Genomic DNA, 22,910 nt, shown 5'->3' on the forward strand with positions numbered 1-22,910 from the left:
GCCGTCGAGAAGGGCAACGAGGGGCCGAAACGGCCCGGTTAACTCACATGAAGTCCTCGATACCCGACTGCTTGTTCTTGTCGTTCTCGAAGATGCTCTCGAGGGACTTCTCGAGCACTTCGAGGCGCTGTTTCGTGTAGGGCCGACAGTCGTACTCCTCGGCGACCTGGATCGCCGTCTGCATGTACTTGTTCACGGAACCCTGGTGGACGGTGAGGTTGACCTGGCCGCCACACTCCCGGCAGTCCCCGGTCAGGGGCATCCGCCTGAACTTCTCGCCGCAGTCGAGACACCGGGTCTCCTGGCGCGAGAAGGCCCGCAGGTTTCCGATCAGGTCCGGCAGGAAGTGATACTCGATGACCCGCTCGGCGACGTCGGTCTCGTCGACGGCCTCGAGTTTCCGCGAGAGCTCGAGTTGAGCGTCCATCTTCTCCATCATCGAGCCGAGCGTCTTGTACGCCGAGAGGTCTGGCCCCATCGCGATGTCGGTGGTGTCGTGGGTGTGCTCGAAGCCGGTGTACTCGCCGTCGGTACCGAGCGTGTCCTCGCCGATCTGGATGTCGACCGCCTCGGGATCGGCCTGTTCGCGAGTGGCCTCGTAGAACTCCCGGGGGTACTGCGAGACGATGTCCATGTTGTGGGCCTCGTCGTCGATCTCGGAGGGGTCGATGCGGGAGGACATGACGAGGGGCGCGTCCATCTTGCCCCCGCGCTTGTCCGGCAAGAAAGACTTACTGAAGTTGAGAAGTCCGTCGAGAAGCAACATTACGCAGTCCTCGTCACCGTCGCACTGACCGACATAGATATCGTTGGCCACGAGCGTGTTCGTGTCTTCGACGGTGAGACAGTACGTGTACTCGATATCGCTCTCGACGATCTCGACCGAAACGACCTCGTCGAGCCACGTTTTGCCGCCATCGGCGAACAGCCGCTGTGTGCGACACTCCGTCGTCTCGAGAACCTCGGTGATGGTTTCCTGCTTCCGCTCGAGGTGGAAACCGATTCGCTCGGCGAACCGAGCCGCGTTCTCGGACGTGATCTTGAGAACCCACGATTCGAACTCGGGAACCGGTTCGTCGTCGTAGAACTCGGCGACCGCTCCGGTCGACGGCTGTCGCGTTTCACGATAGGTCGTCGCCGCGATTCCGAACCGTTTCAGGGCAGCGACCAGATCCGCCGCAAGATCGTCGCTGATAGTGTGTGCCCGAATTTCGATTCGATCGCTCGCGGGACTCCCGTCGCCGCTGAAGTACGCGGCCAGGAACGCTTGCAGCTGAGAGCGCGGACTATCGAGGACGTAGTCGGGAATCCGTTTCGTTTCCGCGGTCGCTCCGAGTTCGAGTACGTCCGCAAACAGCGCCGAGACGAGTCGGCTCGAGACCGTCACCTTCCACTCGTTCTCTTCGAAGGCGTCGACCGACAGGGCGTCGTCGAACGTCTCGATGATCTCGTTGCGGGCCGCCTCGTCGGGCGTACAGATCGTCGTCTGATAGAACGACCCGTCTTCCCGTCGAGTGAATCCTTCGGCGGCGTAGTATCCGAGCACCGTCGCGACGGACTCGTCGATCTCGAACCGCCGCTGTATGGCCGCCGTATCGCGTTTCATCCCGAGCGTGACGTCGTCCGGAATCCGCTCGAGGAGTTCCGCAGCGTCGAACAGAGAGAGGAGCGGACCGAACGGAACGCTATCTCGGTTCACCCAGTTGTAGACCGTCGATTGAGAGACGCCGAGTCGGTCCGCAACCGGTTTGAGATATGCCTGCTCCGGCGTCGCGTCGTCGAGGAGATTCTTGATCCGATCGGAGCCGAGTCCGCGAACGACGAGCGAGTCGTTCGGGATCGAATCCGCCTCGATAAACGCTTCTAGAAGGTCGATCGATTTCGACTCTCCCTCGAATCCGAGCGATTTCGGACTCGGGAGTTCGTCACCGGCAGAGAGTTCTCGAGCGTCGACCGACTCGAGGCCTGCGGGAGTCCACCGTCGGAACGTGTGATCGGGAGTTACGGTCAGCGTTCGGCCGCTCCGCGTTTCGACGCGAACGAGGTGGTCAGGTGCCGGATGTTTCGAAACGGCTTCGACGGGGCGTTCCACGGGCGTCCCGTCTTCCGTGACGGACGGAACGCTGATCCCGTCAACATCCTGAACGACCGTTCCGAAATCGTCCGTTTCGGGATCGGTCAACCGGTCTTCGACGATCGCTTCGATCGATTCGTACGCCCGTTCGCCGTCTTTGTTCTGATACCAGATTTTCGTCTCCGGATGGAAGCAATTCCTCCGTTTCGCGGCGTGAAAGTACGGATGAGCATATCCAACCGCAGCGCTTGTAAATCCAATTACTCTTCCGACAGTAGCTGCGCTCGTGTGTGGTGCCATCCCGAACACCAGTTCGCCGACCAGATCCTGACGGTCCTCGAGTTCGTAGAAGGGCTCGAGCCCGTAGTACTGCTCGAGGAGGTCGTCGATGAAGTCGGCCGTCTGCATCATGTGCTCGGCCGCGCCGTCGGAGAGGACGATGTCCTGGACTTTCAGCTCCACGAGCTGGTCCTCGTGGGTCAGCGGTTCGCCGTGGATGTCCTCCTCGTAGCCCAGCGCCTGCAGTTGGCCGACGTCGACGTCGAGTTCGCTCGCCCGGACCGACGTCACGGGGAGGTCCGTCATGTCGTAGCGGACGGTACCGTCTTTGAACGCCGAGACGTCGTGTTTCGCCCGGAGAATACCCTTCTCCATCGGTTCGGGGATCTTGTTCGTCGAGGACAGTCCTTTGACCCCTTTCAGGATGTCGAAGGCGTTCTCCCGTTCGCCGACCGACTCGAGCGCCGACCGGAACTCCTCGTTGACGTCGACCTCGCGCGTTTCGACGCAGGTGCCCTCGATCTCGCAGCGGTCACACTCGACGCGGCCGGCTTCGTCCGGTTCGAGCGACTGGTCGCAGTCCGGACAGCGATAGTCGGGCTCGGTCCGCTCGTTGCAGTCGGGACAGCGGTTCTTGAACGTCTCCGTCTCGCAGTTCGGACACCGCTGGCGTCCGACCTGCAGTTCGACGACGCCGGGCGTGTCGGACATCGTCTCGGCGTGTTTGGCCGCATCGGCGACGTTGCGCTGGGAACCGCCGGCTTCGCCGATCGGGAAGAGCGTGTGGACCGGGGGGCTCAGGTCCCGGCGCTCGGACTTCTCGGGCCGGCCCATCCGGTTGCCGATCCGGGTGGGCGCGCGTTCCCGTACCTCGAACGGAGCGACCTCGTTGACCGCCTCGATGGCGTTTTCGCCGTCCTCCTGCCCCCAGGTTCGGGCGCGCTCGGAGAGATCGTCCTCGCTCCAGGTACGCTCGAGTTCGACTGCCGGTTCCCCGGCGCCCTCATCGTCGACCTCGGGTTCGAGGGCCGCGCCGTCGGCGACCGCCCGCCGGGGTTTACAGCCGAGCGAGCGGACGAACGGCCGCCAGTCGTCGATCTCGATGCGGTCGTCGCCCGGACGCTGGCGGTGCTCGAGAACGATCGTCTCGAGCGCGTCCGCGACGTCGTCGGCGTACTCGAGGACGAGGATGCTGTCGTCCCCGTTCCCGTTCACGCTGCCGTCGCCGTCCCCCTCGATCCGACCCTCGGCGACGGCGTCGGCGAGGTTACAGAAGGCGGCTACCGAGAGGTCGTGCCAGAGGTAGGTGTACTCGGGGTGTAACGGCGCGTCGTGTTCGGTGGCCCACTCGAGGGCCTCCTCGGGGTCGGGGAACTCGAGGTCGATCCGGGGGTCGTCCTCGAACGCCTGGACGTCCGCGCCGGCGGCCGCGAGGTCCTGGACCCACCACTCATAGGTGTAGGAGGCGGGGGCCAGCGGGTGGTTGTTCTCGACGAACTCCCCGTAGTTGACCAGGTACTCGCCGAGGTCTAAGATCTTCTCGACGCCGTTTCTGATCTCCTTCGCTTCCTCGGGGTCGTCGATCCGTCGCACGTCGCCGTTCGCGAGTTTGACCGTCGGTCCCTCGATGGAGTCGACGGGGACGACGCCGGCCGCCTTCCCGGGCCGTTCGGTCTTGATCTGGGTCCCGGTCGCCAGGAAGTCGTCGACCAGGTGCATCGCGGCGGGGTGGACGCCGGCCGTCGCGAAACCGTGGTTGCGAGCGCGTCCGTATCGCAGACGGAACCCGCCCTCCGCGCAGGGATGGGAGAAGACCGGCCGGCCGGCGATCAGGTCCCGGAGGAACTTCTTCGATTCGTCGACGCGCGGCGGCCCCTCGGGTTCGTCCGGTTCGGACGCCTCATCGTCGGCTTCGGCGTCTTCCTCCTCGCCGTCGGCAGCGTCCTCCTCGTCGGCCCCTTCCTCGTCGCCCGCGTCGTCGTAGTAGGTGCCGTCGATCAGGTCCTGGAGCCACGGCCAGTCGACCTCCTCGAGGTTCCGGGTGTAGCGCTGGATCTTCGGGGCCTTCAGCGCGATCCCCTCCGCGAGCACCAGACACATCCCGCCGCGGGCGCTGTTGGTGTCGACACGCTCGAGATCGCGGAAGCCGGAGACCTCCTCGTCGCCCGTCGCCTCGCCGTCGAGCATGATCGGCATGTGCTCGGCGATGAACTTCGTCTCCTTGTCTTTGGGCGTGTACTGGAGGCCGGTCTCCTTGTCGTAGAGGGCGATCTCCTCTGCGTAGCGTTCGATCTCCTCGTCGCGGGCCTTGTACTGATCGATACCGACGAGCGCGCGCGTGTAGTCGGCGACCAGCACGGACAGCGCCTGGGCAGTCCCCCCCGCAGAGCGGATCGGCCCGGCGTAGTAGACGTTGACGAACTCCGTCCCGTCGTCGTTCGCGAGGATTTCGACCTTGTCGATCCCCTCGATCGGTGCCGCGACGACGCCCTCGGTCAGCAGGGCGACCGCCGTCCGAACGGCCCCCTCGACCTTGCCGGCTTTCGTCTCGTAGTCGCCGACGCGGCCCTCGGCGAAGTCCTTCGCGAGTTCGAGGGCGGCTTCCTCGCGGGACATTTCACCCTCGAGTTCCCGCACCCGCTCGGCGACGCCGTCGATCCCCAGGATGTTCTCGACGCGGTCGGCCATGTCCCGCGCCGTCGGGATCTCGACTTCGGGTTCGGGATCCGCGCCGCGTTCCTTCGCCGTCTCGGCGACGTCGAAGGCCTCCTCGAGCTGGGACTCGAGCCGCTCGAAGTACCGTTCGTCTTCCTCGCGCATCTCAGAGCCAGAGGTCGAGTTCGGTGGTCTCGTCGTACTCCCGCTCGAGCGGTTCCTCGAAGACGCGCATGTGGACCTCGCCGGCCCAGACCGTCGCCTCGTTCAGGTGGCCGGCGTAGGCGACCCCCTCGTCGTCGGAGAGCACGACGTGGGTGTGGGCGAACCGATCGCCCTCCAGCAGCGAGACGTTGCCGACGCAACTCGCCACCTCGAGCGGTTCGTCGAACGCGAGCGGGTAGTACTCACACTCATCCTGATCGTAGAACCAGAGTTCCGCGTCCTGGACCGCGCCGAGCGCGGTGAACCACGCGGCGTCGGCCTCGACCTCGTCTGCGAGGGACTCGATCTCCGCTCGCCAGTCCGCTCCGGTCTCGAGGCGGGCCACGTACTCGCTGGCTGTCTCGACCTCGCGATAATGCATACCCTCACGTGAGACTGAGAGACGCAAAAAGGTTGAGGAAGGTCGGTCGCCGAGTGACCAGAAACGTTCAGGATCGATCAGGAACGACCATCGGCGGGCGAGAAATTATAGATTTACACTCTGGGTCGTGATTCTACGCACAACGGAACTAGTTTCGAGAATTTCGCGGAACATGATTCGATATCAATCAGTAATACGGGATAAACAGTCAGACGTTCGGAAGGGTAAAGTCGGAATATCTCGAGGAAGAGGCGATAACGATACTGATTCCGCGGGTAAGTACCCGATAAATAAGTAACGATGGATTTACTTGGTGGTTCGATTAAGGGAAACTGTATCATGATGGATGGAGACGAACTGGAACGACGTTCGTTCCTGAAGGCAACTGGTGGGGCTGCTGGTGCACTAGCTCTCGCCGGGTGCGTTGGTGAAGAGCCCGACGATGGTAGTGACGAGGACGAGGGTGCTGGTACCCTCAACCTCGTTAACGGAACGATGACGTCGCTCGACCCGATTCAATCGACGGATACCGAGTCGGGTCGCGTCATTCGCCAGATGTACGAACCGCTGACGCACTTCCCGAACGGGACGACTGACGTCACGAACCAGCTCGCGGAAGGGTACGAACTGTCCGACGACGGACTGACCTACACCTTCGAGCTCAAAGAGGGCGTCCAGTTCCACGACGGCGACGAAATGACGGCGGACGACTTCGTCTATTCGTTCCGTCGGCTGGCCGAATCCCCGAACAGCGAACGTGGGAACTTCATCGTCGGGTCGCCGACGTTCCTCGACGTCTCGGCCGAGTTCGACGACGAGGGCGGCGTCGTTCCCGAGAGTCTCGCCGTCGAGGCCGTCGACGATTACACCCTCGAGATCACGCTCGAGACGCAGGCCCCCTCTGCGCTCGAGATTCTCTCGTACGACGCGTTCTCGGTCGTTCCGGAGGGCATCGTCGGCGATATCGAAGGCTACGACGGCGAAATCGACCACAGCGAGTTCTCCTCGAGCGAGCCGGTCGGTACCGGTCCCTTCGAGTTCGAAACCTGGGAGTCCGACGCCGAAGCGGAAGTCGTTCGCTTCGACGATTACCACGGCAGCGTCGCCAACGTCGACGCCGTCCACTGGCAGATCATCGAAGACGACGAAGCCCAGTACACCTACGCGATCGAGGGCAACGCCGACATCTTCGAACTGCCGACCGCGCAGTACGAATCCAGCCTGGTCGACGCGGAGACCGACGACCGCGGCCGTGAAATCGGGACGTACGGCCCGATGGAGAACGGCGAGACGGTCGATTACGTCGGCGCGCCGCAGCTGAGCACGTACTACTTCGCGTTCAACGTTCCGTCGGTCCCGCGTCCGGTCCGACAGGCGGTCGCGTACGTCATGAACCGCGAGACCCTGATCCAAACCCTCTTCGAGGGCCGCGGACAGGAAGCGTACACGTTCACCCCCTCGGCCATGTGGCCCGGCGGCAACGACGCCTACGAGGACTTCATCGCGGACTACCCCTACAGCCGCGACGAGGCCGACCGCGAATCCGCACGGGAAGTCCTCGAGGAGGCGGGCTACACCGAGGACGACCCCTACGAGCTGACGCTTACCACCTACGAGTCCGACGTCTTCCAGGAAGCGGGCCGCGAGCTTCGCGACCAGCTGTCGGGCCTGGGCGTCGAACTCAGCCTCGAGCAGTCGCCGTTCGCGACCCTGCAGGAACGCGGTGAGAGCGGCGACCTCGAGTTCTACTCGCTGGGATGGACCTGGAGCTGGCCGGACCTCGGATACGGGCTCTTCGGGTTCGAGCCCGAGAACACGGATACGTCCGTCATGCCGGAGGAGACGAACGGATACTATCTCGACTGGCATCAGGCGGACACCGATGCCGTCGAGAAGGCACAGAGCGCCTGGGAACGTGCCTCGTCCAATCCGGATCCGGAAGACGACGACCTCCGTAACGAGGCCTACATCGAAATGGAGGAGGCCGTTTGGGATGACGCAGTCTGTCTCCCGCTCTATCACGAACTCATGGAACTGTTCTACTACGATCACGTCGACATCGAGCCCTTCGGGGCGATGGGAGAGTACTTCCAGGTGTATAACGACGTGACGCTGGACGAATAACCGACCGCGATACTCGTCCGGCCTTCCGTCCGCCGTCGACGGGGTCGACGCGGACCGCTCGTTCACTCCGCTCAAACAACGTTCATATGGCACTTAGACCAGATATACACACATTGATACGCATACGCGCTCGAACGCCGGGTGATCTCCGATGAGTCGCTGGCGCTATCTGCTTCGCCGCATCCTGCTATCGATCCCGGTCATCGTCTTCGGACTGACGATCACGTTCGTTATCGTCCGGATGGGACCGATCGATCCCGTCTCGGCAATCCTGGGACCGGAAGCGGGTGCGGGACAACGGACGCGAATCGAAGAACGGCTCGGATTGAATCAACCGCTGTGGGAGCAGTACATCGACTTCATGACCGACATGCTGGTTCCGTGGTCGTTCGACCTCGGCCAGTCGTGGGTCATCCAGCCCGGGACAGATGTGACTGCGCTGCTTTCGAGCTACGCGCCTCGAACGCTGTGGCTGGGCTTTTGGTCCATCCTGATCCCGATATTCGTCGGAATCCCGCTCGGATTCTACGCCGGCCTCAACTCGAACTCCTGGGGTGACTATCTCGCCTCGTTCGGCGGGATCGTCTGGCGGGCAATGCCGAACTTCTGGCTGGCGATCATGCTCCTGGCGTTCCTGCGCCTGAGCGACAAGTTCCTGTTCGGCTTCCGGTGGGACACGTTCATCGTCGAGATCGACAGTCTCGTCGGACAGCCGCCCCTCGACTTCATCGCCGTCACCGACTGGGTCAGCCTCGGCATCATCAGCATCCCGGTCGGCATCTACTTCTCGGCGACGACCTTCCTGGCCTCGTTCAAGCAGATCCTGCCGGCGGCGATCGTCCTCGGCTCCTCGCTGATGGGCAACGAACTCCGTATCAGCCGCACCGCGGTCCTCGAGACGATCAACTCGAACTACGTCGAGACCGCGAAGGCGAAGGGGCTCCGGAGCCGGGTGATCGTCTGGAAGCACGTCTTCCGTAACGCTTTGATCCCGCTCGTGCCGGTCATCACGAACGAGGCGTTCGTCCTGATCGGCGGGTCGGTCATCGTCGAGGTGATCTTCGGGATCAACGGGCTCGGCTACCTGTTCTACCAGGGTGCCATCCAGGATGACTTCCCGCTCGTCTCCTCGCTGATGTTCATCTTCATCCTGGTGATCGTGTCGATCAACATCCTTCAGGACTTCCTCTATACGATCCTGGATCCGCGCGTGGGGTATCAACGATGAGTGTAGAAGACGAATTCGACGACAAGACCCTTCGAGAACGTATCGCAGAGAACCCGCGACCGGCCATGCTGTGGGTCGCCGGACTCGTGGTCCTGCTGGCACTCGAGCTCGGCTCGATCGCGGCCGCCGTCCTCCGGGTCGGCAGCGTAATCAAATTCGCGATCGGCGGGATCGCGAACACACCGTCGTGGATGGCCGGTTTCGTCTCCGAATCGCTCGGGTCGATCGGCGGTACGATCGCCTACGGGTTCACGGCGCTTGCACTGCTCGTGATCGCGGCAATCGTCGTCAAATGGCTGTTCATCCCGTTCTCGATCGTCGATCGGCTCGGGCTCGAACTGGGCGTCGGCAAGGCCGACGTCGTCGAGCGAGCGATCGTGACCGCCGTCATCGGTGTCGTCACGCTGCTCTTCGTCGCGACGCCGCTCGGCGCCGCGGTCGACGCCGTGATCGGCGCGCTCACGCAGGGCCTCGAGTCGGTCAGTTCCCTCCAGACCCTGACGAGTCGCGAGACGATCCCCAACCAGGGGTACCAGCTGCCCGACGGAAGCTGGGAGGGGACCTGGCTCGGCCTCTCGCCCGCGATGGCGTGGGGCGCTCGCGTACTCCTCATTTACGCGTACGCGTTCGGTCTCCTCGCGTGGTTCTGGAGAGGGTACAACGTCTTCCGGGATCACTACCGCGAGGCCGACTGGACGCCCCGCGACGATAGCGTCAATCGGTTCCGGAACCACTACTGGGGGGTGTTCGGGTTCGTCGTCGTCTTCATCTTCGTCGTGATGGCCCTGTGGGCCCCGGCGCTCAGCCCGGTCACCGCAGAAGCGAACCTCTATAGCCCGTACGAACACGAAGTGCAGTACTACGACGAGGAGATCGAAGACGTCGCCTCGATCCCACACGGCGAGGCGAACCTCGAGACGCGGTCGGTCGGTGGCGACAGTAACGTCGGCCTGATGAGCTACGACAAGTACGACAGGTTCCATCCGGCAGGGACGAATCAAGACGGGAAGGACCTGTTTACCTTCCTCGCGTACGGAGCGCAAGTATCGCTCGTCATCGGTCTACTCGCGACCGGACTGATGACCCTCGTTGCGACGGCGCTTGCGCTAATGACCGCCTACTACAAGGGGCTGCTCGACTTGCTCACGGTGGTCGTCAGCGACTCGATCATCTCGCTTCCCCGGTTGCTGGTCGTGTTGCTCCTCTCGGTCGTGTTCATGGAGGCGAACCATCCGATCGCGACGATCTACGACGGCGGCTTACTGCTGGCGTTGATCTTCGCGGCGACCGGGTGGCCGCTGCTGTGGCGTGCGGTCCGTGGTCCGGCGCTGCAGGTCGCCGAGGAGGAGTGGGTCGACGCCGCCCGGAGCTACGGGCAGAGTCCAGTCGAAACGATGAAAAAGCACATGTCGCCCTACATCGCGGGCTACATGCTCGTGTACGCGTCGATGACCCTCGGCGGGGTCATCATCGGCGTCGCCGCACTCTCGTTCCTCGGGTTCGGCGTACAGCCGCCGACGCCCGAGTGGGGACGTGCGGTCTACGAGGGTCGACCCTACGTCCCGACCTCGTCGTGGCACACCGCCACGATTCCGGGGCTGATGGTCGTGTTCCTCGTCACCGCGTTCAACGCACTCGGTGACGGTATCCGCGACGCGATCGACCCCGAAAGCGATGCCAGCAGCGACGAAGCCGGGACCGGTGCCGCCGCAAGCGGAGGTGGTGGCTGATGTCGATGGAAGATCCGATCGAAACAACGAACGACGACGCGAGTACAGCGACGACGAGCGACTCGAGTTCGGAGCCGATCGTGACCGTTCGGAACCTCCAGACCGCCTTCTTCACCGAGAAGGAGGTCATCCGTGCGGTCGACGGCGTGAGCTTCGAGATCGAGGTCGGCGAAACCGTCGGTATCGTCGGGGAGAGCGGTTCGGGCAAGAGCGTCACGGCCCGCTCGATCATGGGCCTGATCGACGACCCCGGCCGCATCCTCGATGGAAGCAGCATTCGCTACCACCACCCCGAGACCGTCGAGAACTACGCCGAGGAGTACCCCGGCCACACGGTCGACCTCGCCGCCGCACGCGAGGAGTTCGATCCGGCGGACCTCCTCGAGGATCCGACCCTCGACGCGTCCGCAGCGGAGTTCGCCGACCCCGGCGAACCGGTGCCGTCGGCCGACGAGATCGACGTGGCCGACGTCATCGACGCGGGGTACGGCGAGGAACTCGGACTGGTCGACGAGGACGACTTCGTCTTCGTCGATCGCTCGAGCGCCGACCGCGAGGACAACTACGTCGACGTGACCCGGACCAGCGGGGAGTCCCTGCGCAAACTGCGGGGCGGGAACATCGCGATGGTGTTCCAGGACCCGCTGACGAGTCTGAACCCGGTCTACACCGTCGGCAACCAGATCAAGGAAGCGCTGCGGCTCCACCAGGGTATCACGGGCAAGGAGGCCACCGAGGAGGCGATCGAACTCCTCGAGTCCGTCGGCATCCCGGACGCCCCACAGCGAGTCTCGGAGTATCCCCACCAGTTCTCCGGCGGGATGCGCCAGCGCGCCGTCATCGCGATGGCGCTTGCCTGCGATCCGGAGCTTTTGATCTGTGACGAGCCGACGACCGCCCTGGACGTGACGATCCAGGCCCAGATCCTCGAGTTGCTCGAGGACCTCCAGGAGGAACGGGACCTCGCGATCATGTTCATCACCCACGACATGGGTGTCATCGCCGAGATTTCCGACCGGGTCAACGTCATGTACGCCGGGGAGGTCATCGAGTCGGCCGACGTCGAGACGCTGTTCGCCGACCCCTCCCACCCCTACACGCAGGGGCTGCTCGAGTCGATTCCGGGCCGCCAGGTCGGCGCCGATCGGCTCTCGACGATCGAGGGCGACGTTCCGACGCCGAACGAGCCGGCGACCTACTGCCGGTTCGCGCCGCGGTGTCCGAAGGCGTTCGAGGCTTGCGACCGGGTCCACCCCGAGTCGGTACCCGTCGACGACGGGGCCGAGGACCACCGCGTCTCCTGTCTGCTCTACCCCGAATCCGAATCCGAAGCCGACCGGATCGCGTTACACGACCGCCTCGGCGATCCGGAAAGCGATCCCGACGGCGCAGGCGACGCGACCGAGGGAGGTGAGAGCCGATGAGCCAGCACATGTCCGAATCGGAATCAGAACCACGGCGCGATGCCGATCGACGCGTATCGAGCGACCAGCACGGCGAAACGCTGATCGAAGTCGACGACCTGAAGACCTACTACGAGGGTAACGACTTCTTCGGCGGACAGCCCGTCAAAGCCGTCGACGGTGTGAACTTCGAAATCGCCCGCGGCGAGACCCTCGGGCTCGTCGGCGAGTCCGGCTGTGGGAAGACCACCCTCGGCCGGACGCTGATCCGCCTCGAGGAGGCCACCGACGGGGAGGTCCGTTACGACGGCACGGAGGTGACGAGCCTCAGCGGCTCCGAGCTCAAACAGTGGCGTCGGAACGCACAGATGGTGTTCCAGGACCCCCAGTCGAGCCTGAACGACCGGATGACGATCGGCGAGATCGTCCGGGAGCCGCTCGACGTCCACGACTGGAAGACCCCTCGTGAACGGCGGGAACACGTCCGCGACCTGCTCGAGACGGTCGGTCTCCAGAAGGAACACTACTACCGGTACCCCCACCAGTTCTCCGGGGGGCAGCGCCAGCGTATCGGAATTGCGCGGGCACTCGCGCTCGAACCGGAGTTCGTCGTCCTCGACGAACCCGTCTCGGCGCTGGACGTTTCGGTCCAGGCGAAGGTGTTGAACCTGCTCGAGGATCTGCAGGACGAGTTCGGACTGACGTACCTGTTCATCGCCCACGACCTGAGCGTCGTCCGGCACATCTGCGACCGGGTCGCCGTGATGTACCTGGGGAACATCCTCGAGATCGGGCCCACCGAAGAACTGTTCGAGAATCCGGCGAACCCGTACACGCACGCGCTGCTGTCGGCGATCCCGGAACCGGATCCGACCGTCGATCGGGACCGGATCATCCTCAACGGGACGCCGCCGAGCCCGCGGGATCCGCCTTCGGGCTGTCCGTTCAGCACCCGCTGTCCGGCGAAGATCAGGCCGGAGGAGTACGCGGATATGGACGACGACGTCTGGGAGGCGATCAACCTCTTCCGGGTACTCTTGGACGAGCGGGCGCGGGCCGATCTCTCGATCCGCGATCGCGTCCGCGAGTTCCGCGGGAAGAACGTCCGCTTCGACGAGATCACCGAGGTTCGAAAGGAACTGTTCGGCGATCTCGATCTGTCGGCGGACGTCGACCGCCACGTCAACCAGGCCCAGGAGTACGTCGAGGCGGGCGAGTTCGACCGTGCTCGCGAGTACCTCGCCGAGGAGTTCGACAGTATCTGTGACCGCGAGGCACCGACCCTCTGTGCGGTCGGCAACGCCGGACGCTCGAGCGCCTGTCATCGCCACGACGACGAGTACGCGTCGCCCGAAGAGGAACTGTAGAACTGTAACCGTCGGTAACTGACCCCATCGTCCTTCCGTCTCCGATCCCAGATTTTCGACTATGTCTCGAACCCGTCCCGACCCCGCGACGCTCGCCTGGACCATCGTCGACGCCGTCGCCTACGCGGTCGCCTTCGCGGCGCTCGTCGTCGCGGTAGTGACGCCGGTCGCGTACGTCGCGACCCGCGGCGAGTGGGCGGGCGTCAAGGTCGGTCTCTTCCTCGTCGGAATGGCCTTCTTCGGCTACGGGAGCCTCCGACTGTGGTTCGCGTCCTCCCAGCAGCAGTACGACGCGGAACAGGAGCGACGACAGGGGTCCGGCGGACTCGCGGGCGCGGGCTCGAGTTCCCTGTCGGCGTCGGAAACGACTCTCACGATCGAACAGGACTCCCGGCTCCAGACGGCGCTCGATGGCCGCTCCTGGTACCCGACGGACCGCCTGCCGCCGACAGGACGGGTGTCGCCGTCCGCGAAGCTGTTTCTCGGAAGCCTGCTCGTACTCGCGGCATCGTTCGCGATGGAAACCGTCTTCGGCGTCTAGAGGGAGCGCCTCGCCGTCCCGAAGAGAAAAGTAAACCAGTGTCCCGTGTGAGAAACACGGTATGACCGATGTCGGGAACGGCAACGACAGTCGTGGGCAGCGAACGCCCGGACGAGCAGCGATAAAAGAAGCGTGGCAGCGCACGCTCGAGGACATGGACGCGCTCGCGGCGGAACGCGAACAGCAGGGCTGGGACGTCGTCATTGCCAGGGCGGGCAACACGGCTCCGACGGCCCCAGCAGAGCGCGACGACGACCGGTTCGGGCCGTCGTTCACTATCCCGGACAACGACGCGGAGGAGTTCGCCGAGGCGTTCGAACGCGGCGACTACCCCCTCTACGAGGTGTACCGGGAGACCGTCGACGACAACGTCTTCCTCGTCGTCGAGTACCGCGACCCCGACGCCGAGACGGTGATCATGATCGCCGGCCAGTACCGCCTGCGCGACGCTCCCGGAATGGCACAGGCCGCGATCGACGAGGACGTCATCTACACCCGGGTTCGAACGCTCGACGGGACGGTGCTCGGCTCGTTCCAGCACGACGACTACGAGAAGTTCGTCCCCGACATCGAGCGGGTCGCAAACTGGCACGGCGACGGCACCGAAGACTGATACGGATCCCCCTCCCGATGTACCGGGACGACCGCCACCGGGGTCGCGATTGGGCTGGAACTGCCGGACGGTAAACCGTATGAGTGCCGTGATCCGGGTTCGACTCGAGCCCGAAGGCAGCATGGGCGAGAACAGGCGTTGTGGTGGCCGGTTCGAATCGACCGACACACCTGTACAGTCGCGATCAGGGCCGGGTAGTCCCCGACACGTCAGTACTTTTCAAAACGAGATTACCGCCGGGAGACCCTAGGTACAACGATTATTCGCGTTATTTGGTAGAGGATAACAAAGGGTGCTCGACATCGTACCCACGAGGAGATGGTACGACAGTCACTGCAGCCGACCCGTCGGCGAGTTCTCGCCTCCGGGGCGGCTGTCTCCGCGGCGGCCATCGCAGGGTGCATCGGTGAGGATGGTGGCGACGGCGACGGGAACGGCGACGACGTTGCCGACATTAGCGAATTCCAGTACGATAGGGAAGAGCCGGACGACGGGGACCGGAGCGACTCCCTCGAGTTCCTCCAGCCGGCGGAACGGGACGAGGACTTCGACCCGGTCATCTCCTTCGACTCCTACAGCATGCAGGTCGCGAACCTCGTGTTCGACGGCCTCTACGAGTGGGACGACCAGCTAGAACTCGAGCCGAAGATCGCCGACGGGATGCCCGAAGAGGAAGACGACGGCGAGACGTACATCTTCGAGATCCAGGAGGGTATCGAGTTCCACAACGGCGACGAGGTGACTGCCTCAGACGTCGCACACTCCTTTACGGCTCCGGTGGAGGAGGAGACCCAGAACGCGGCGACCTACGGGATGATCGAGTCGGCCGAGGCGATCGACGACTACTCGCTCGAGGTCAACCTCGAGTTCCCGTACGGGCCGTTCACGCTGTCGACGATGGCCGTCCCGGTCGTTCCGGAAGAGGTCCGCACGGAGGACCGCGAGGCGTTCAACACGGATCCGATCGGGTCCGGGCCGTTCCAGTTCGCGGATTTCCAGGCCGGCGAGTACGTCGAACTCGAGCGGTGGGACGATTACTGGGACGATCCGCAGCCGTACGTCTCGGAGATCCGGTTCGAGGCCGCACCGGACGACGCGAACCGTATCGCGCAGGTACTGGCGGGGGACACCGACGTCATCGACACCGTTCCCGCGACGGAGTGGGACGAAGTCGAGGGCGCGGACGGCGTCCGGATCCACGGAAGCCGCAGTCCGTCGTACATGTACCTCGCGTTCAACTGCAACGAGGGCGAAACGACCGATCCCGACGTCCGGCGTGCGGTCGGCCACTCGTTCTCGATGCGGGAGTTCGTCAACGAGCACCTCGGTCCGGCAGCCGAGCCGCTCGAGAGTCCGGTTCCGCCGATCACGAACGAATCGGGGAACTGGGACTTCCCGATGGACGAGTGGGAGGGAATGATGCCCGAGTACGACCCCGATCAGGCCGAGCAACTGCTCGCGGACGCGGGCGTCCCCGACGACTGGGAGCCACGGATCATCGCGCCGGAAGGCGGTCCGCGGGAGGCCCTGGCCGAGCGCATCGGGTCGCGCCTGACCGAGATCGGCTACGGTGCCGACGTCCAGGGGATGTCGTTCGCGACGCTGGTCGACACGTACAACACCGGGAACGTCGACGACTACGAGATGTACCTGCTGGGCTGGACCGGCGGTCCGGACCCCGACGTCTACTACTACAACCTGTTCCACGAGAGCCAGGCCGGTGTCGGCCAGGGCCACTTCTACGAGGGACAGGGCGAGTTCCACGACAACATCCTGAACGCCCGCGAGAGCGCCGATCAGGAGGAACGACGGGAGTTGTACATCAGCGTTACAGAAGAAATCCTCGAGTACATGCCCGTCCTCCCGGCATATTCCGAGCACAACACGATGGCCGCACGGGAAGAGGTCAAGGACCTCCACGCGCACCCGTCGGTCAGCTACAACCCGCGAATCGTCTCCGACTACCAGAACACCTGGATCGACGAGTAGGGTCGACGGTGCCGGGGATCGACCCCTGACCGACTCGGCTCTCTCGAGGACACTTCGATATGAACCCGACAAACGGCACCGCCCCTCGAAGATAGGCAGGTGGTTTCAAACCATGGGACTCCTTCGCTACACGACGTACCGGTTCGCTCAGGCGATTCCCGTCCTGATCGGCATCTCCATCCTGACGTTCGTTCTGGCGAATCTGACGCCAGGGGATCCGGTCAGGCTCATGTTACAGGGCGTCGAGGCCGACCAGGAAATGATCGAGCAGATCGAGGCCCAGTACGGGCTCGACAGGCCGCTGTACGAGCGATACCTCGACTACATGGCCGGCCTGGTCCAGGGCGATATGGGTCACAGCTTCCACCGGAATCGATCGGTTTCGCAACTGATCGCCAGCCGGATCGGGCCGACGCTGTTGCTGGTCCTGTCGGCGTACGCGTTCGCCCTCGTCACGTCGATTCCGCTCGGGATCATCGCGGCCAAGCGGCGCAACGAACCGTTCGATCACGTCTCGAGGATCATCGCCCTGATCGGGGTGAGCACCCCCTCGTTCTGGATCGGGATCATGTTGATCCTGATCTTCGCGGTCCAGCTCGGCTGGCTCCCCTCGGCGGGGCTCGTCTACCCCTGGTGGTCGCCCGAAACGTACGGCCACGACGGCTACGTCGAGCACTTCGTCGAGACGATACGCCACCTGCTGTTGCCGATGATCGCGCTGGGAACGCTGCAGATGGCGACGCTGATGCGCGTCGAGCGGACCCAGATGATCGAGTCGCTGCAGGGCGAGTACGTCAAACTCGCTCGAGCATACGGGGTGCCTGAACGGACCATCCTCCGGAAACACGCGTTCCAGGTCGCACAGTTGCCGATCATCACGATCGTCGGTCTGAACCTGTCGACGGCGCTGGGCGGGGCCGTCCTCACCGAGTTCGTCTTCAACATCAACGGGCTGGGACGGCTGTTCTACGACGCGATCGTCCAGTTAGATTACCAGGTCATCATGGGGATCACGATGATCATCGCGACGATGTTCGTGATCGGCGTCATCATCACCGACATTGCGTACGCGTACATCGATCCGCGCGTCACCTACGGGGAGGCCGAGTAACGATGGCGGTCGGAGAAACCCAGGTCGAGAGCGGGGCCGAACCGGCCACCAAGGAGACCGAGACCGGCTGGCGAAACACCTTGCGGAAGATCAAGCGGGACACGACCGCGCGATGGGGATTGTACGTCATCACGATCGTGCTTGCCATCACGGCGTACACGCTCATCGACGGGAACCTCTCGCGGCTCACGTTCGGGGCCGTCTCGGATTTCACGATGGCGGAGACGCTCCCGATCTTCGAACACCCCGAGCGGCTGCCGCCGCCGGGCGAGGCGGAGACGAACCTGCCGCCCGCCTTCCACGCCGACGGAACGATGTCGCACCCGCTTGGCACCGATCCCAACGGCCGGGACTACTTCACCCGGATCGTCTACGGGGCCCAGGTGTCGGTCAGCGTCGGCATCGCGGCGACGTTCCTCGGACTGCTCGGCGGGACGATCATCGGTGCCGTCGCCGGCTACTACGGCGGCTGGGTCGACGACGTCCTGATGCGGGCGATCGAGACCGTCTACGCCATCCCGCCGCTGATCCTCATCATCGTGTTCACGGTGTTCGTCAGCGGCGGCAGTCCCGACGTCATGTACGCCATCGTCGGCGTCGGGCTCGCGTTCATCCCGGTGTTCGCCCGGATCATCCGCAGCGAGGTACTGTCGGTCCGCGAGATGGACTACATCGAGGCCGCTCGAGCGGCAGGAGTGAAAGACCGCGACATCATCCTGCGTCACGTCATTCCGAACAGCTTCGCGCCGGTGCTAGTCTACGCGACGCTGCAGATCGGCGTGACGATCCTGATCGTGGCCGGCATCTCGTTCCTGGGCTTTGGCGCACAGCCGCCGACGCCCGACTGGGGCGAGATGCTCAACACCTCACACGGCTACATGCACTCGAACGTCTGGCTCTCGATCTGGCCGGGGCTGGCGATCATGATCACCATCATGGGCTTCAACCTGTTCGGCGACGGCCTGCAGGACGCGCTCGACCCACGTATCAACGAGTAAGATGACGATGAGTTCCGAACCACTACTTCGCGTCGAAAACCTCAAGACGCAGTTCTTCACGGACGCCGGTACAGTGCGCGCAGTCGACGGCATCTCCTTCGAGGTCCACGAAGGGGAGATCGTCGGCCTCGTGGGAGAAAGCGGCGCAGGCAAGAGCGTCGCCTCGATGAGCCTGCTCCGACTCGTCGAGAACCCCGGCGAGATCGTCGGCGGAGAGGTCACCTACAAGGGCGAGACCATCTTCGGCCTCGAGGAGGGGCCGGACGGCGAGTTGCGAGAACGCGATGACATGCTCTCGAACGAGGAGATGCGCGACCGCATTCGGGGCAACGAGATCGCGGTCATCTTCCAGGACCCGATGGAGTCGCTGAACCCGGTCTTCACCGTCGGCGGCCAGTTGCGGGAGTTCATCGAACTCAACCGCGACCTCTCGCGGGAGGAAGCCCGCGAGGAGGCGGTCGACATGCTCAGGGAGGTGGGGATTCCCGATCCCGAGGAGCGATACGAGGAGTACCCACACCAGTTCTCCGGCGGGATGCGCCAGCGGGTCCTGATCGCGATGGCGCTTGCCTGCGAGCCGAACCTGATCATCGCCGACGAGCCGACGACCGCGCTCGACGTCACCGTCGAGGGACAGATCATCGATCTCGTGGACGACCTCCAGGAGAAGTACGGGACGAGTTTCATCTGGGTTACCCACGACCTGGGTGTGGTCGCAGAGATCTGTGATCGGGTCAACGTGATGTACCTCGGCGAGATCGTCGAGCAGGCACCGATCGACGAACTGTTTTACGACACGAAACACCCCTACACCGACGCCCTGCTGGACTCGATTCCCCGACCCGACCGAACGGTCGGCGAACTCGATCCGATCGAGGGCGTGATGCCGGAGGCGATCAGCCCGCCCTCCGGCTGTCGGTTCCACCCCCGGTGTCCGGACGCCCGGGAGGTCTGCCGGCGCGTCCACCCGGAAAACAGGGTCGTCGACACGACCGAGAGCGCGGAGCCACACCGCGCCGCCTGCGTCAAACATGACGCGTTCGACGTCGGCTACGACGAGAGCCCGCCGCTCGAGAAGGAACCGCAGATGACCTCGGAGCCGGATGCGGATACGGAGGCGGGCGTGACGGGTCCCGGGCCCGGGCCCGGGACCGGACCCGGCTCGAGCAGCGGCGGAGGTGAGGGCAGTGAGTGATACCGCTCAGGATCCCGGCTCCGATCGGGGCCCGGACGGGAACCGCTCCGTGATCGGCTCCGAGATGAGCGGCGAGGACGTCGCTCACGGCGAGACGCTCCTCGAGGTCGATAGCCTGAAGAAGTATTTCAGCCAGGAGTCGGGACTGCTCAGCGGGGTCTCCTTCGATCCGAGCCAGTTTCCGCCGATCGAGATCGGGCGGAACCGAGTCAAGGCGGTCGACGACGTGAACTTCGAGATCCGCCGGGGCGAGACGCTCGGGCTCGTCGGCGAGTCGGGCTGTGGCAAGAGTACCCTCGGGCGGACCATCCTGCGACTGCTCAAGCCGACCGACGGGAACATCTACTTCAAGGACCAGGATCTCGCGGATCTGAGCGGCGAGGCGCTCCGACAGAAGCGCGCGGAGATCCAGATGATCTTCCAGGATCCCCAGTCGTCGCTGGACCCGCGGATGAAGGTCGGACGGATCATCGAGGAGCCGATGCGCGCCCACGGCATGTTGGACGACGAGGGACGGGAGGCACGGGCAAAGGACCTGCTCGAGAAGGTCGGACTCGATTCGCGCCACTACAACCGTCACCCCCACGCCTTCTCGGGCGGCCAGCGCCAGCGGGTCAACCTCGCGCGGGCGCTGTCGGTCAATCCGGATTTCATCGTCTGTGACGAACCCGTCTCGGCGCTGGACGTCTCCATCCAGGCCCAGGTGCTGAACACGATGGAAGAACTCCAGGAGGAGTTCGGGCTTACCTACCTGTTCATCGCCCACGACCTCTCGGTGATCCGGCACATCTCCGACCGGGTCGCGGTGATGTACCTGGGGAACGTCGTCGAACTCGCCGAGAAGGAGGAGCTGTTCGAGAACCCCCAGCACCCCTACACGGAGGCGCTGCTCGAGTCGATCCCCGTTCCAGATCCCCGACAGCGGGACGCTCGCGGCGTCCTCGAGGGGGAGGTTCCCAGCCCGGTGAACCCGCCCTCGGGCTGTCGATTCAGGACCCGGTGTCCGCGGCTGATCGCACCGGACGAGTACGCCTGGACCGACGAGGAGTGGGCCCACACGCGGGCGTTCCTGCGTGCGGTCAAACGACGGACGTTCGAGCCGATGACGGCCGCGGAGATCGAAGCCGAGTTCTTCGGTGGGGAACTCCCGACGGGCGACGCCGGCGAGATCGTCCGGCGAGCGATCGATCGCGTCGCGACGGATCGAGGGGACGCCGAGTCCAGGGTCGGGGCCGAGAGTGGTTCCGACGCCGCGGGAGGGCCCGAGGGCGTCGGCCACCCGAACGTCGACTGGGCGGAGGCGACCGAACTGTTGCTCGAGTCCTTTGCCAGGCAAAGCATCTGTGCGCGCGAGCGGCCGGCCTACGAAGTCGAACCGGAGTACGGGACGGAACCCCACTTCGCGGCGTGTCACCTCCATCGGTAGCCGCGTCGAGCCGGATTCGGCCCGTCGGCTCCCGCATCGGGTTTTCACAGCTTCTACCTGGAACGGAGGTGCGGTACCGTCCCGTTCGTCCCGAAATATTATACACCACGATTCTTCATCGTAAAAAGGTTTAAGAGGTCGAGCCAACTATTTACTCATGTATGAGTAAGATTATAGCGGTCCTCGCGACCCACAGCGGAATCGCCGCGAAAGCACAGCGTACAATCGAACACTCCCCCGAGTTCTCCGGGGTTCAGACGAGCGACCGGGGGCAGCCGGATCGACAGGTCCCTGCCGGTGGCTTCCTGACAGGATGAGGCAGCGCTCTCGAGACACGGTGCGGTATCAGCCTCCGCTCCGTTCCGTTCGCCTTACGGAGAATCAAGGAGAAAGCCCCGTGCTTCAGCGCGGGGATGAATCCGACAGTCGATGACACAACCCACCGACGATAGCACAGCCTGATATTCCAACAGATACTTAAGCTAACGTATCTAATTACAGTTGTAATGGTCACGGTGACTGTCACCACGAAGTTCCACAACCCATCCCTCTCACGGCGGAAAGAGTGGCAACACGCCTCTCGCCTCTACCGTGATACCAAACAGTTCTGTATCGACGGATGGGAGAACGGCGACTTCGGCAAATCCGTGACCACCGCCAGCATCGACAACGACCTCTACTCGGCTATCCAGAACCAAGCCATCCGAGAAGCGAAATCCGATCACAGTAAGGATGGAGCGGTTCGCTACCGAGAGAGTCAGCCGTTCGCCGTCAACAACCAGAACTGGGAGATCGACACGACCGAGAACGGCACGGTCGTCGTCGGCTTCCCGTGTGTCTCCCAATGGTGGTACACACCCATCGAAGTGTACGACGACATTGCCGACCCCGTAGACCGGCTGGTCGAGGGCAACGCAAAGAAGACGCGACTTCAAGTGTACCGTCGTGGCGACGACTGGTACTGTACGTTCAATATCGAGTACGACTCCGACATGTCGGGTGAGACACCCATCGGTGTCGATATTGGCGAACGCCACATCCTCGCTGCGACCGCCTACGGTGAGGGCGAGTCGATGTTGGTGTCTGGTGGTGAGGCGAAATATGTTCGACGCAAATATCGTTCCCTACGCGATTCGCTTTCACAAGCGGGTGCGCTTCGCGCACGTAACCGTGTGGGTGACAAAGAACAGCGTCGAATCAAAGACCTGAATCACAAACTCTCCCGTCGCCTCATCACGTTCGCGGAACAGTTCGAGAACCCCGTCATTCGGATGGAAGACCTCGAAGGTATCCGCGAGAACAGTTCGTGGTCGGGCGTTCACTCGTGGCACTTCCACCAGCTCCAACAGTTCATCACGTACAAAGCCGAACGCGCTGGTATCCGCGTCGAAAAGGTCGATGCGTACCACACCAGTCAGACGTGTTCGGCGTGTGGTTCGATGGGAACCCGTGATGGTGATCGCTTTTCGTGTTCGGAGTGTGACCGTGGACGCCACGCCGACCTGAACGCCTCGGAGAACATTGCACAACGGGAGGGAGAACCATGCACGGCGTAACAGTTCGGCTGACGCGAACCGTGCTACCTCGCTGG

General features: G+C 63.8%; 16 protein-coding genes. 14 read left to right on the forward strand and 2 right to left on the reverse strand.

Translation table 11 applies throughout. The annotated features are described in order from the left end of the window. Positions 1 to 43: 43 nt before the first annotated feature. Both CHINAEXTREME_RS04005 and CHINAEXTREME_RS04010 read right to left on the reverse strand, forming a co-directional pair. Entirely contained in the window at positions 44 to 5,173 is a 5,130-nt protein-coding gene (locus tag CHINAEXTREME_RS04005; protein ID WP_007141182.1) for a DNA polymerase II large subunit, read from the reverse strand. Position 5,174: 1 nt separating this feature from the next. Continuing rightward, a complete protein-coding gene (locus CHINAEXTREME_RS04010) occupies positions 5,175 to 5,594 on the reverse strand; it encodes a PPC domain-containing DNA-binding protein (protein WP_007141183.1) in 420 nt (139 codons plus the stop codon). 495 nt (positions 5,595 to 6,089) lie between these two features. On the opposite strand from CHINAEXTREME_RS04010, the gene CHINAEXTREME_RS04015 reads away from it, so the two are divergent. The 14 genes from CHINAEXTREME_RS04015 (at position 6,090) to CHINAEXTREME_RS04075 (ending at position 22,875) form a co-directional block, all read left to right on the forward strand. Continuing rightward, on the forward strand, positions 6,090 to 7,718 hold the full coding sequence (locus CHINAEXTREME_RS04015; protein WP_010546434.1) for an ABC transporter substrate-binding protein: 1,629 nt from the start codon (positions 6,090 to 6,092) through the stop codon (positions 7,716 to 7,718). Positions 7,719 to 7,869: 151 nt separating this feature from the next. Further along, positions 7,870 to 8,946 carry an ABC transporter permease gene (locus CHINAEXTREME_RS04020; RefSeq protein WP_007141185.1) on the forward strand — a complete coding sequence of 359 codons (1,077 nt, stop codon included), beginning with the start codon at positions 7,870 to 7,872 and terminating at the stop codon, positions 8,944 to 8,946. Then, positions 8,943 to 10,676, forward strand: coding sequence for an ABC transporter permease (locus CHINAEXTREME_RS04025; RefSeq protein WP_007141186.1), 1,734 nt, complete (start codon positions 8,943 to 8,945; stop codon positions 10,674 to 10,676). The genes CHINAEXTREME_RS04020 and CHINAEXTREME_RS04025 overlap by 4 nt, the downstream gene beginning before the upstream one ends. Further along, on the forward strand, positions 10,676 to 12,100 hold the full coding sequence (locus tag CHINAEXTREME_RS04030) for an ABC transporter ATP-binding protein (RefSeq protein ID WP_007141187.1): 1,425 nt from the start codon (positions 10,676 to 10,678) through the stop codon (positions 12,098 to 12,100). The genes CHINAEXTREME_RS04025 and CHINAEXTREME_RS04030 overlap by 1 nt, the downstream gene beginning before the upstream one ends. Before the next feature lie 8 nt (positions 12,101 to 12,108). Beyond that, positions 12,109 to 13,446 (forward strand): ABC transporter ATP-binding protein, encoded by a 1,338-nt coding sequence (locus tag CHINAEXTREME_RS04035; RefSeq protein ID WP_007141188.1) that lies wholly within the window; start codon positions 12,109 to 12,111, stop codon positions 13,444 to 13,446. Between the two features lie 61 nt (positions 13,447 to 13,507). Next, positions 13,508 to 13,987, forward strand: a complete 480-nt coding sequence (locus CHINAEXTREME_RS04040) for a DUF7555 family protein (RefSeq protein WP_007141189.1) — start codon at positions 13,508 to 13,510, stop codon at positions 13,985 to 13,987. A gap of 61 nt (positions 13,988 to 14,048) precedes the next feature. Next, positions 14,049 to 14,600, forward strand: coding sequence for a DUF7529 family protein (locus CHINAEXTREME_RS04045; RefSeq protein WP_029601428.1), 552 nt, complete (start codon positions 14,049 to 14,051; stop codon positions 14,598 to 14,600). 318 nt (positions 14,601 to 14,918) lie between these two features. Further along, positions 14,919 to 16,589: an ABC transporter substrate-binding protein gene (locus CHINAEXTREME_RS04050; protein ID WP_007141191.1), complete on the forward strand. Its 1,671-nt coding sequence runs from the start codon at positions 14,919 to 14,921 to the stop codon at positions 16,587 to 16,589. Between the two features lie 112 nt (positions 16,590 to 16,701). Further along, positions 16,702 to 17,700 carry an ABC transporter permease gene (locus tag CHINAEXTREME_RS04055; protein WP_007141192.1) on the forward strand — a complete coding sequence of 333 codons (999 nt, stop codon included), beginning with the start codon at positions 16,702 to 16,704 and terminating at the stop codon, positions 17,698 to 17,700. Positions 17,701 to 17,702: 2 nt separating this feature from the next. Next, positions 17,703 to 18,698: an ABC transporter permease gene (locus CHINAEXTREME_RS04060; RefSeq protein ID WP_007141193.1), complete on the forward strand. Its 996-nt coding sequence runs from the start codon at positions 17,703 to 17,705 to the stop codon at positions 18,696 to 18,698. A 7-nt stretch (positions 18,699 to 18,705) separates the two neighbouring features. Then, positions 18,706 to 19,893, forward strand: coding sequence for an ABC transporter ATP-binding protein (locus CHINAEXTREME_RS04065; RefSeq protein ID WP_044961481.1), 1,188 nt, complete (start codon positions 18,706 to 18,708; stop codon positions 19,891 to 19,893). Next, positions 19,886 to 21,319 (forward strand): ABC transporter ATP-binding protein, encoded by a 1,434-nt coding sequence (locus tag CHINAEXTREME_RS04070; protein WP_007141195.1) that lies wholly within the window; start codon positions 19,886 to 19,888, stop codon positions 21,317 to 21,319. The genes CHINAEXTREME_RS04065 and CHINAEXTREME_RS04070 overlap by 8 nt, the downstream gene beginning before the upstream one ends. A gap of 161 nt (positions 21,320 to 21,480) precedes the next feature. Next, positions 21,481 to 21,636, forward strand: a complete 156-nt coding sequence (locus tag CHINAEXTREME_RS21765; protein ID WP_010546433.1) for a hypothetical protein — start codon at positions 21,481 to 21,483, stop codon at positions 21,634 to 21,636. A 189-nt stretch (positions 21,637 to 21,825) separates the two neighbouring features. Then, positions 21,826 to 22,875 (forward strand): RNA-guided endonuclease TnpB family protein, encoded by a 1,050-nt coding sequence (locus CHINAEXTREME_RS04075; protein WP_007141196.1) that lies wholly within the window; start codon positions 21,826 to 21,828, stop codon positions 22,873 to 22,875. Positions 22,876 to 22,910: the final 35 nt, after the last annotated feature.

It is taken from the genome of Halobiforma lacisalsi AJ5 (assembly GCF_000226975.2).
Classification (GTDB): domain Archaea; phylum Halobacteriota; class Halobacteria; order Halobacteriales; family Natrialbaceae; genus Natronobacterium; species Natronobacterium lacisalsi.